This window comes from Pseudomonas sp. SWRI81 (genome assembly GCF_014268545.1).
Taxonomy (GTDB): domain Bacteria; phylum Pseudomonadota; class Gammaproteobacteria; order Pseudomonadales; family Pseudomonadaceae; genus Aquipseudomonas; species Aquipseudomonas hamedanensis.
Map to the genome: position 1 here is coordinate 25,093 of NZ_JABWQS010000051.1, position 11,130 is coordinate 36,222.

The window sequence follows — 11,130 nt, forward strand, 5'->3', positions numbered from 1 at the left end:
AAGGTGCCTGTTGCAAAGTAAAGACCCTGTAGCCACTATAGGGTCAAGCACCCTTTTGGAGATTGCCGCGATGAAGATTGGAGAACTGGCCAGACTCACCGACTGCGCCGTAGAAACCATCCGCTACTACGAGCGCGAAAACCTGCTGCCGGAACCGGCCCGCAGCGACGGCAACTACCGCGTCTACACCCAGGCCCACGCCGAGCGCCTGACCTTCATCCGCAATTGCCGCACCCTCGACATGACCCTCGAAGAAATCCGCAGCCTGCTCGCCCTGCGCGACAGCCCGCAGGATCAGTGCGAGAGCGTCAACGCGTTGATCGACGAGCATATTCAACACGTGAAGGCGCGCATTGACGGGTTACTGGCCTTGCAGACACAACTGCTCGAGCTGCGCCAGCGTTGCGGCGAAGGGCCGGAGGCGGATCAATGCGGGATTTTGCAGCGGCTGGAAGTGAGTGGCGGGGTTGTTGCGACAGAGGTTGAGCATTCCCACGTAGGCCGCAGTCACGGCCACTAAGAAACGCACAGACCCCAATGTGGGAGCGGGCTTGCTCGCGAAAGCGGTGTATCAGTCGACCCATCTATGACTGACACGCCCTCTTCGCGAGCAGGCTCGCTCCCACAGGTTCATGTACTGCCTGTCAGACCGCCATCGGCGCGGTCATTGGAGCATGGTGCTCATAGCCTTCCAGCGAGAAATCGCTCGGCTCGACCCACTCCAGCCACTCCGGCTGATACACACCCGTCTTGGCAAACTCCGGCACGCGGTCGGAGATCTTCAGCTTCGGCATGGCAAACGGCTCGCGCTTGAGCTGTTCGTTGAGCATGTCCAGGTGGTTTTCGTAGACATGCGCATCACCGATGAAATAGGTGAACCAGCGCGGCGTATAGCCGGTCAGGCGACCGATCAGACTCAGCAGCGCGGCGCCTTCGGTGAGGTTGAACGGCGTGCCCAGCCCCAGATCGTTGGAGCGGATGTACAGGGTCAGCGAGATCTCTTTGGTCTCGACATTCGGGTGAAACTGGTACAGCAGATGGCACGGCGGCAGGGCCATTTCATCGAGCTGGGCGCAGTTCCAGCCGTGGAACAGGATGCGGCGGCTGCCCGGATCGTTGATGATCGTGTCGACGCACTGGCGTACCTGGTCGATGGCTTTGTACAGCACCACGTAGGCCTGACCGTCTTCTTCGCCTTGGGCAATCTGCTTGTAGCCGTTGCTCAAGGTTTGTTTGATGGCGGCAGTGTTGCTCAGCGGGATCTGCTTGTACGCCGGCCATTTGCGCCATTGCACGCCGTAGATTTCGCCGAGGTCGTCGTCGCCCTGACGGAACGGGTTGGCCAGCCATTGCGCGTTTTCGTTGGCGTTCTGGTCCCAGACCTTGCAGCCCAGCGCGCGGAATTGCGCGGCGTTGTTCACGCCACGCAGAAAGCCGCACATCTCGCCGATGGCGGATTTGAAGGCCATCTTGCGCGTGGTGATCGCCGGGAAGCCTTCCTGCAGATCGAAACGCAGCATCGCCCCGGGGAAACTGATGGTGTTGATGCCGGTGCGGTTGGCCTGTTTGGTGCCGTTCTGGATGACGTGCGAGACCAGTTCGAGATATTGCTTCATGAGTTACCTGTGTCCTTTGAGCCCCGGCGTCGCGCGCCGGGGTTCGTAGTTTAAGCCGTCGGGGCGAGCGGCGCTGCCGGTGCGCGACGATAGGCCAGCCAGATCAGGAACAGCCCGCCGACAATCATCGGCACGCACAGCACCTGGCCCATGGTCAGCCAGTTCCACGCGAGATAACCCAACTGGGCGTCCGGGACGCGGACGAACTCGACGATGAAACGGAAGATGCCATAGAACAACGCGAACATCCCGGAAACGGCCATGGTCGGGCGCGGTTTGCGCGAGAACAGCCAGAGGATCAGGAACAGCGCCACGCCTTCGAGGGCAAACTGATACAGCTGCGAGGGATGACGCGGCAGTTGCGCCGGATCGCTGAACGGCGGGAACACCATCGCCCACGGCACGTCGGTGGCCTTGCCCCACAGCTCGGCGTTGATGAAATTGCCGATGCGCCCGGCGCCAAGACCGATCGGCACCATCGGCGCGACGAAGTCCATCAGTTGGAAGAACGACTTGCCATTGCGCTTGCCGAACCACAATGCCGCCAGCATCACGCCGATGAAACCGCCATGGAACGACATGCCGCCCTTCCACACCTCGAAAATCAGCGTCGGGTTGGCCAGGTAGGCGCTCAGATCGTAGAACAGCACATAGCCCAGACGGCCGCCGACAATCACGCCCATCGACAACCAGAACACCAGATCGGAGAGCTTCTCCTTGGTCCAGGTTGGGTCGAAGCGGTTGAGCCGACGCGACGCCAACAGCCACGCGCCGCCAATGCCGATCAGGTACATCAGACCGTACCAGTGGATTTTCAGCGGACCGATGGCCAGGGCCACCGGGTCGATCTGCGGGTAAGGCAGCATTGCGACTCCTCGTTAGAGTTGAAAGCGAAAATTCCCGGGCGACGCTGCCACCTCAGGATTAAGCCAGGATTGCCGCGCGATCAAAGCAGGAAGCTCAAACCTACGCAAAACAGCAACGCGGCGAACAGCCGCTTCAGCAAGCGCGGCGACAACCTGTGCGCCAGACGCGCGCCGAGACGGGCGAACACCATGCTGGTCAGGGCGATGCCCAGCAATGCCGGCAAATACACAAAACCGAGACTATGGGCCGGCAACAACGGATCGTGCCACCCCAGAATCATGAAACTTAATGCACTGGCCAAGGCAATCGGCAGACCGCAGGCCGACGAGGTCGCCACGGCTTGCTGCATCGGCACACTGCGCCAGGTCAGGAACGGCACGGTCAGCGAACCGCCACCGATGCCAAAAATCGCCGACGCCCAGCCAATGACGCTGCCGGCCACGGTCAGACCGAGTTTACCCGGCACCGTTCGGCTGGCCTTGGGTTTGACATCCAGCGCCAATTGCACGGCTATTACCAGGGCGAACACGCCGATGATCTTTTGCAGGTTCGGCCCGGAGATTGCCTCGGCGGTCAAGGCACCGAACCCGGCGCCGAGCAGAATGCCCACGGTCATCCACATGAAGATCGGCCAGCGCACCGCGCCCCGACGGTGATGTTCACGAACGGCGTTGACCGAGGTGAAAATGATCGTCGCCAGCGAGGTACCGACCGCCAGATGCGTGAGAATCGACGGGTCGAAGCCTTGCAAGGTGAAACTGAACACCAGCACCGGGACAATAATGATCCCGCCGCCAACCCCGAACAGCCCGGCCAGCACGCCTGCGCAGGCGCCCAGCGCCAGATAGAGCAGAAATTCCATGTCCTTCTCCCAGACGCATCCCCGAAACAGGAGCGGCATGGTAACGGATGCGCGGCCTTCTGCTCCACTGGCGATGGATGCACGGGCGCCGGATGCGTAGAGTGAGCAAAAATCACACAAGGACCACCTTATGTGCCTGATTGTTTTCGCCTGGCGCCCGGGCCATGCCCTGCCGCTGATCGTCGCGGCCAACCGTGACGAATTCTACGCCCGGCCAAGCCTGCCGCTGGCGCCGTGGTCGGAAGCGCCGCAGGTACGGGCTGGGCGTGATCTGGAAGCTGGCGGCACTTGGCTGGGAATTGGTGCCAACGGGCGCTTTGCTGCGCTAACGAATATCCGCGATCCGCAGCAGCCGCCGGCGGCCAAATCCCGTGGCGAACTAGTGGCGCGGTTTCTCGTGGATGATCTGTCGATTGATGATTATTTGCGCGATGTGGTCGGTCGTTCGGCGGAGTACGCCGGGTTCAACCTGTTGCTCGGCAATGCCCATGAGCTGTGGCACTTCAATGCGCGGGCGTCGGAGCCGGTGATGCTTGAGCCTGGGATTTATGGGTTATCCAACGCGGGGCTGGATACGCCGTGGCCTAAACTGCTCAAGGCCAAGGCTGCGTTGAACGCGGTGCTGGACGATCCGCAGCCGGAGCGGCTGTTGGCGTTGTTGAGCGATGCGCAGACCGCGCCGGAGGCCGAGTTGCCGAACACCGGGGTGGGGCTGGCGACAGAATCGCTGCTGTCGAGTGTATTCATTGCCAGTCAGAGTTACGGGACGCGAGCGAGTACGGCGTTGATTGTGCAGGCGGACGGGACGCGGCGGATGGTGGAGCGCAGTTTTGGGCCGTATGGCGGGCACTTGGGTGAGGTGGAGATCACTATTTGAAGCGACATCAATGTGGGGCGAGGGAGGCTTGTCGAATCGTCGCACCGTCCCGCTCGGCTGCGCAGCAGTCGCAACAGACAAATGTGATGACATTGGCCCGATTGGGAGCGCTTCGCACTCCAGCGGGAGCAAGCTCCCTCGCCACAGACCCATCAGCGACTAGAGGGCCTTGGTGACCACCGGCGGATTCATCTTGGCCAAGCCGAGATTTTTCAGCGCCAACTGCAGTGAGCTGTGGATAACTTGCGGGTTATCGATGGTCATCAGCTCAGCCAGCAACGCCTGGGCCTTGCTCAGATTGACCTGGCGCAACATCCATTTCACCTTCGGCAGGTTGGTGGCGTTCATTGACAGGCTGTCGAAGCCCATCGCCATCAGCAGCACCGCCGCCGCCGGATCACCGGCCATTTCGCCGCAGATGCTCACCGGTTTGCCTTCGGCATGAGCGTCGCGCACCACGGTTTGCAGGGCTTGCAGCACCGCCGGGTGCAGGTAGTCGTAGAGATCGGCCACCCGCGGGTTGTTGCGATCGACCGCCAGCAAATACTGGGTCAAGTCGTTGGAGCCGACGGACAGGAAGTCGACCATCCGCGCCAGTTCTTTGGTCTGGTAAACGGCTGCGGGAATTTCGATCATCACCCCGATCGGCGGCATCGGCACGTCGGTGCCTTCGTCGCGCACCTCGCCCCAGGCACGGTGAATCAGGTGCAGGGCTTCTTCGAGTTCGTGGGTGCCGGAGATCATCGGCAGCAGAATCCGCAGGTTGTTCAGGCCTTCGCTGGCCTTGAGCATCGCGCGGGTCTGCACCAGGAAAATTTCCGGGTGATCGAGGGTGACGCGGATACCGCGCCAGCCCAGGAACGGGTTGTCTTCCTTGATCGGGAAGTACGACAGCGACTTGTCACCGCCGATGTCGAGGCTGCGCATGGTCACCGGCTGCGGGTGGAACGCGGCGAGCTGTTCGCGGTAGATCGCCAGTTGCTCCTTCTCGCTCGGGAAGCGCTGGTTGATCATGAACGGCACTTCGGTGCGGTACAGACCGACCCCTTCGGCGCCACGCTTCTGCGCCCGCGCCACGTCTGCGAGCAGGCCGGTGTTGACCCACAGCGGCATGCGGTGGCCGTCGAGGGTCACGCACGGCAAGTCGCGCAGGGTGTCGAGACCCAGCGCCAGTTGTTTCTCTTCTTCGACGACCTCGGCAAACTGCTTGCGCAGCACTTCGCTCGGGTTGGTGTAGACCTCGCCACGGGTGCCGTCGACGATCATTTCAATGCCGTCGACCTTGGCGTACGGCAGGTCAACCAGGCCCATTACCGTCGGAATGCCCATGGCCCGGGCGAGAATCGCGACGTGGGAGTTACCCGAACCGAGTACCGAGACCAGACCGACCAGCGTGCCTTCCGGCACCTCGCCAAGCATTGCCGGGGTCAGCTCTTCGCTGACCAGAATGGTTTTTTCCGGGTAGACCAGGTTCTGCTGGCGCTCCTCCTGCAAATAGGCGAGCAGGCGGCGACCAAGGTCCTTGACGTCCGAGGCGCGCTCACGCAGGTAGGCGTCGTCCATCAGTTCAAAACGGTTGACGTGCTCAGTGACCACCTGACGCAGCGCGCCCTGCGCCCACTGGCCGGTCTTGATCACGGTGGTGATTTCGCTGCCCAGCGAGGCATCGTCGAGCATCATCAGGTAGACATCGAACAGCGCGCGCTCTTCCGGACGCAACTGGGTCGCCAGCTTGGCGGACAACGCGCGCATGTCGGCGCGCACGCCTTCGATGGCGGTCTTGAACAGCGCCAGCTCAGCGTTGATGTCGGTGATGGGCTTGTCCGGCACCACGTCCAGATCCGCCGGCGGCAGCATGACCACCGCAGTACCGACGGCAGCACCCGGTGAACCCGGCACGCCGACGAACTTGGCTTCCTGTATGCCTTTGCCCTGACGGCCCAGACCACGGATCGAGCCGGTGGCCTCGGCGTGGGCGATGACGCCGGCGAGCTGCGCGCTCATGGTCACGAGGAAGGCTTCTTCACCTTCGTCGAACTGGCGCCGCTCTTTCTGCTGGATGACCAACACGCCGACGACGCGGCGGTGGTGGATGATCGGTGCACCGAGGAACGAGGCGTAACGCTCTTCACCGGTTTCGGCGAAGTAGCGATAACGCGGGTGATCCGCGGCGTTCTCGAGGTTCAGGGGTTCTTCACGCGTGCCGACCAGACCGACCAGACCTTCGTTGGGAGCCATGCTGACCTTGCCGATCGAGCGCTTGTTCAAGCCCTCGGTGGCCATCAGGACAAAGCGGTTGGTCTCGGGGTCAAGCAGGTAGACCGAGCAGACCTGGCTGCCCATGGCCTCTTTGACGCGCAACACAATAATCCCCAACGCCGCCTTGAGATCCTTGGCGGAGTTAACTTCCTGGACGATCTTGCGCAGCGTATTGAGCATGGCTCGGGGTCGAACTCCGTCGTCAGTCGCGCGCTAAAAGGCGCGGGGCAAGCTCTTTGAGGGCGCGGCGATACACCTCGCGCTTGAATGTCACCACCTGGCCCAACGGATACCAATAGCTGACCCAGCGCCAGCCATCGAACTCCGGTTTACCGGTCAAATCCATCCGCACCCGCTGCTCGTTGGAGATCAGGCGCAGGAGAAACCATTTCTGTTTCTGGCCGATGCACAGCGGTTGGCTGTGGGTACGCACCAGACGTTGCGGCAAACGATAGCGCAACCAGCCTCGGGTACAGGCCAGTATTTCAACATCTTCACGTTCCAGGCCAACTTCTTCGTTCAGCTCGCGGTACAAGGCGTCTTCCGGCGTCTCCTCGGGGTTGATGCCCCCTTGCGGAAACTGCCAGGCGTCCTGATTGATACGGCGAGCCCATAGCACCTGGCCGGCGTCATTCGTCAGAATGATCCCGACATTGGGGCGGAAACCATCGGGGTCGATCACGGCAACAACCTCGCAAACGCATGTCGCCGCATTGTTCCACAAAGCTTGATCAGGCGGCAACGAAGGTTCCTACCTTATGTGCACTCTTGTGAAAAGACCGTATTCTTGTCGCCTTTTTACCGACTTTTCAGCGGGTAACTGCAATGCGCCTGGCTCTATTCGATTTGGACAACACCCTTCTGGGCGGCGACAGCGATCACGCCTGGGGCGATTATCTGTGCGAGCGCGGCTTCCTTGACCCGATCGCCTACAAGGCGCGCAACGACGAGTTCTATCAGGATTACCTGGCCGGCAAGCTGGATAACGCCGCCTACCTGAACTTCTGCCTGGAAATTCTCGGCCGCACCGAGATGGCTGTGCTCGATCAATGGCACAGCGATTACATGCGCGACTGCATCGAGCCGATTGTGCTGCCCAAAGCGCTGGAATTGCTCAAGCAGCACCGCGACGCCGGCGACAAATTGGTGATCATCACCGCGACCAACCGCTTCGTCACTGCACCGATCGCCGTGCGCCTGGGCGTCGAAACCCTGATCGCTACCGAATGCGAGATGGTCGATGGCCGCTACAGCGGGCGCAGCACTGACATCCCGTGCTTCCGTGAAGGCAAGGTGACGCGGCTCAATCGTTGGCTGGAAGAGACTGGTTATTCGCTTGAGGACAGCTATTTCTATAGCGATTCGATGAATGACTTGCCGTTGCTGGAGCAGGTGGCGAATCCCGTCGCTGTGGATCCGGATCCGAATTTGCGCGCCGAAGCCGAGAAGCGTGGCTGGCCGGTGATTTCGTTGCGCGGCTGACATCGCTATCGCGAGCAGGCTCACTCCTACAAGGGAACGCATTTCAAATGTAGGAGTGAGCCTGCTCGCGATCGGGCCGACGCGGTCTCAAGCCTTAAACCGGTTTGGCCCCCATCAACGCCGCTATGGCGACAAATCCGACGCCGCTGACAATCGCCAGCGCCAGATTGAATGTCCGATTGCCCTTTCCGCTTGTCCACAGCCGATTCAGCCGAACCAGCAGCCAGACCGCACTGAACGCGGCCACGGCATAGATCACGCTGGACCCCAGGATCCACAATTGCCCCAACGGCCAGCCAACCAGGTGCACCAGCCACCAGCCAGTGAACGGCATGCTGAGCATAGCGATCAGCATCAAACACCAGATAAACAGCCAGGGCCGCTGCATCGTGCTGGCCGCCCCTTCGCTGCGATTACGCCAGGTCAGGGCGGCAAGCCCCAGTCCGCTCGCGAGTATGACTACGGTCGCCGCGACGTGAAGGACTTTCAGGGTAGTCAGGGTTTCCATGCAGTTCTCATCCGTAGGTCCATGCCCATCAGCGTAGCCGCTCAGCCAAGAAACAGCTGATAAGCCGGGTTGTCGCTTTCGTCCCAGTACGGGTAGCCGATTTCAGCCAGCGCCGCCGGCACCAGATGACGCTCGTCATGGGGCACTTGCAGGCCGGCGACCACGCGGCCGTCTGCCGCGCCGTGGTTGCGGTAGTGGAACATCGAAATGTTCCAGCGCCCGCCGAGCTTGTTGAGGAAGTTGAACAGCGCGCCCGGACGTTCCGGGAATTCGAAGCGCAGCACCACTTCATCGACCACCTGCGCCGCGCGACCGCCGACCATATGGCGGATGTGCAGCTTGGCCAGCTCATTGTCGGTCAGGTCGATCACCGGGAAGCCCTGCTCGGTCAGGCTCGCCAGCAAGGCGCTGCGTGGGTCATTGTCGGGGTGAGTCTGCACGCCGACGAAGATGTGCGCTTCGCTGCCGGTGTTGTAGCGGTAGTTGAATTCGGTGATCTGGCGCTTGCCGATGGCTTCGCAGAAGGCCTTGAAGCTGCCGGCCTTCTCGGGAATGGTCACAGCGATGATCGCCTCGCGACCCTCGCCCAGTTCGGCGCGTTCGGCGACGTGGCGCAAGCGGTCGAAGTTGACGTTGGCGCCGGAATCGATGGCGACAAAGGTCTGGCCGCTGACACCGCGCTGCTCGACGTACTTCTTGATCCCGGCCACGCCCAACGCGCCGGCAGGTTCGGTGATCGAGCGGGTATCGTCGTAGATGTCCTTGATGGCCGCGCAGATCTCGTCAGTGCTGACGGTGATCACTTCATCGACGTAATCCTTGCAGATGTCGAAGGTGTGCTGGCCGATCTGCGCCACCGCCACGCCGTCGGCGAAGATGCCCACGGTCGGCAGGACAACGCGCTCACCGGCGGCCATGGCCGCTTGCAGGCAGTTGGAGTCGTCGGGTTCGACGCCAATCACCTTGATGTCTGGCCGTAGATATTTGACGTACGCGGCGATACCGGCGATCAGCCCGCCGCCGCCGACCGGGACGAAAATCGCGTCCAGGGGTTGCGGGTGCTGACGCAGAATCTCCATCGCCACGGTGCCCTGCCCGGCAATGGTGTGCGGGTCATCGTAGGGATGGATGTAGACGTAGCCTTTTTCGTCGACCAGTTTCAGCGAGTAGGCCAGCGCCTCGGGAAACGAATCACCGTGCAGCACGACTTTGCCGCCGCGCGAGCGCACGCCTTCAACCTTGATTTCCGGAGTGGTCTTGGGCATGACGATGGTGGCTTTGACGCCCAACACTTTCGCCGCCAGAGCCAGACCCTGCGCATGATTGCCCGCCGAAGCAGTGACCACGCCACGGGCGCGTTCTGCGTCGCTCAGTTGGGTCAACTTGTTGTAGGCGCCGCGAATCTTGAACGAGAACACCGGCTGCAAGTCTTCGCGCTTGAGCCAGATGTCGTTGCCCAGCCGCTCGGAGAGCTGGCGAGCGTTGTGCAGCGGGGTTTCTACGGCAACGTCATAAACGCGCGAGGTGAGGATCTTTTTGACGTACTGTTCGAGCATCGGAAAGCATCACTGAGCGGGTTGGGCGGGACCGGGGAGTCTAACCCGGCTTTCAACCGGACGACCACACTAAACAGGTGGTTTTAAGGTCTGGAAAGCCATTCTTGAGTGAGCACCATTGTGGCGAGGGGATTTATCCCCGTTGGAGTGCGAAGCGCTCCCCTGCATTTTTTCAGTTACACCGCGTTCCTGGGTTTTACGACGACTGCGCCGCCGAACGGGGATAAATCCCCTCGCCACAGGGTGTTTCCCCCTGCACCGCCGCGGGGCCTATAATGCCGGCCTTTCTGCCCACCCCTTGCCCGCTTCCGGAGCCCGCATGACCCAGGATCAACTCAAACAGGCCGTAGCCCAGGCCGCCGTCGACTTCATCCTGCCGAAACTCGATGACAAGAGCATCGTCGGCGTCGGCACCGGCTCCACCGCCAACTGCTTCATCGATGCCCTGGCCCAGCACAAGGGCGCGTTCGATGGCGCGGTTGCCAGCTCCGAAGCCACTGCCGCGCGCCTCAAGGGCCACGGGATTCCGGTGTATGAGCTCAATACCGTCAGCGACCTGGAGTTTTACGTCGACGGCGCCGATGAAAGCGACGCGCACCTGAACCTGATCAAGGGCGGTGGCGCGGCCCTGACCCGCGAGAAGATCGTCGCCGCCGTGGCCAAGACGTTCATCTGCATCGCCGACGCCAGCAAACTGGTGCCAGTGCTCGGTGAATTCCCGCTGCCGGTGGAAGTGATCCCGATGGCGCGCAGCCACGTCGCTCGCCAATTGGTCAAACTCGGTGGCGACCCGGTGTACCGCGAAGGCGTGCTGACCGACAACGGCAACATCATCCTCGACGTGTTCAACCTGCAGATCACCAACCCGGTGGAGCTGGAAGCGCAGATCAACGCCATTGTCGGCGTGGTCACCAATGGCCTGTTCGCGGCGCGCCCGGCGGATTTGTTGTTGCTGGGCACGAGCGAAGGTGTGAAAACGCTGAAGGCTGAGTAACAGACTGCCCGCACTCTTTGGGCAGGATGAAATCTCCTGTGGGAGCGGGCTTGCTCGCGAATGCGGTGGATCAGCCAATATCTTCATTGACTGATCCACCGCATTCGCG

At 61.6% G+C, this 11,130-nt stretch carries 11 protein-coding genes; 4 read left to right on the plus strand and 7 right to left on the minus strand.

What is annotated here, in order from left to right; genetic code table 11:
- The first annotated feature begins 70 nt into the window (after nucleotides 1–70).
- Nucleotides 71–520: a Cd(II)/Pb(II)-responsive transcriptional regulator gene (cadR, locus tag HU765_RS23660; RefSeq protein WP_186551239.1), complete on the plus strand. Its 450-nt coding sequence runs from the start codon at nucleotides 71–73 to the stop codon at nucleotides 518–520.
- Between the two features lie 124 nt (nucleotides 521–644).
- Here cadR and HU765_RS23665 read toward each other — a convergent pair whose 3' ends face one another.
- The 3 genes from HU765_RS23665 to HU765_RS23675 all read right to left on the minus strand — a co-directional run bounded on the left by HU765_RS23665 (nucleotide 645) and on the right by HU765_RS23675 (nucleotide 3,345).
- Entirely contained in the window at nucleotides 645–1,616 is a 972-nt protein-coding gene (locus HU765_RS23665; RefSeq protein ID WP_186623363.1) for a thymidylate synthase, read from the minus strand.
- Between the two features lie 50 nt (nucleotides 1,617–1,666).
- A complete protein-coding gene (gene lgt / locus HU765_RS23670; protein WP_090287239.1) occupies nucleotides 1,667–2,482 on the minus strand; it encodes a prolipoprotein diacylglyceryl transferase in 816 nt (271 codons plus the stop codon).
- An 80-nt stretch (nucleotides 2,483–2,562) separates the two neighbouring features.
- On the minus strand, nucleotides 2,563–3,345 hold the full coding sequence (locus HU765_RS23675; protein ID WP_186551241.1) for a sulfite exporter TauE/SafE family protein: 783 nt from the start codon (nucleotides 3,343–3,345) through the stop codon (nucleotides 2,563–2,565).
- Nucleotides 3,346–3,475: 130 nt separating this feature from the next.
- On the opposite strand from HU765_RS23675, the gene HU765_RS23680 reads away from it, so the two are divergent.
- Nucleotides 3,476–4,222 carry an NRDE family protein gene (locus HU765_RS23680; RefSeq protein WP_186623369.1) on the plus strand — a complete coding sequence of 249 codons (747 nt, stop codon included), beginning with the start codon at nucleotides 3,476–3,478 and terminating at the stop codon, nucleotides 4,220–4,222.
- Nucleotides 4,223–4,381: 159 nt separating this feature from the next.
- On the opposite strand, the gene ptsP is transcribed toward HU765_RS23680, so the two are convergent.
- Together ptsP and HU765_RS23690 are read right to left on the minus strand one after the other, a co-directional pair.
- On the minus strand, nucleotides 4,382–6,661 hold the full coding sequence (gene ptsP / locus HU765_RS23685) for a phosphoenolpyruvate--protein phosphotransferase (RefSeq protein WP_186623371.1): 2,280 nt from the start codon (nucleotides 6,659–6,661) through the stop codon (nucleotides 4,382–4,384).
- Between the two features lie 22 nt (nucleotides 6,662–6,683).
- Nucleotides 6,684–7,163, minus strand: coding sequence for an RNA pyrophosphohydrolase (locus HU765_RS23690; protein WP_003229203.1), 480 nt, complete (start codon nucleotides 7,161–7,163; stop codon nucleotides 6,684–6,686).
- 143 nt (nucleotides 7,164–7,306) lie between these two features.
- Between HU765_RS23690 and HU765_RS23695 the strand changes: the two genes are divergently transcribed.
- Nucleotides 7,307–7,963, plus strand: a complete 657-nt coding sequence (locus HU765_RS23695) for an HAD family hydrolase (protein ID WP_186623373.1) — start codon at nucleotides 7,307–7,309, stop codon at nucleotides 7,961–7,963.
- Between the two features lie 94 nt (nucleotides 7,964–8,057).
- Here HU765_RS23695 and HU765_RS23700 read toward each other — a convergent pair whose 3' ends face one another.
- Nucleotides 8,058–8,471 carry a DUF2269 family protein gene (locus HU765_RS23700; protein WP_186551245.1) on the minus strand — a complete coding sequence of 138 codons (414 nt, stop codon included), beginning with the start codon at nucleotides 8,469–8,471 and terminating at the stop codon, nucleotides 8,058–8,060.
- A gap of 41 nt (nucleotides 8,472–8,512) precedes the next feature.
- Nucleotides 8,513–10,027 carry a threonine ammonia-lyase, biosynthetic gene (gene ilvA / locus HU765_RS23705; protein WP_186551246.1) on the minus strand — a complete coding sequence of 505 codons (1,515 nt, stop codon included), beginning with the start codon at nucleotides 10,025–10,027 and terminating at the stop codon, nucleotides 8,513–8,515.
- Nucleotides 10,028–10,346: 319 nt separating this feature from the next.
- On the opposite strand from ilvA, the gene rpiA reads away from it, so the two are divergent.
- On the plus strand, nucleotides 10,347–11,021 hold the full coding sequence (gene rpiA, locus HU765_RS23710) for a ribose-5-phosphate isomerase RpiA (protein ID WP_007913886.1): 675 nt from the start codon (nucleotides 10,347–10,349) through the stop codon (nucleotides 11,019–11,021).
- The last annotated feature ends 109 nt before the right edge of the window (nucleotides 11,022–11,130 follow it).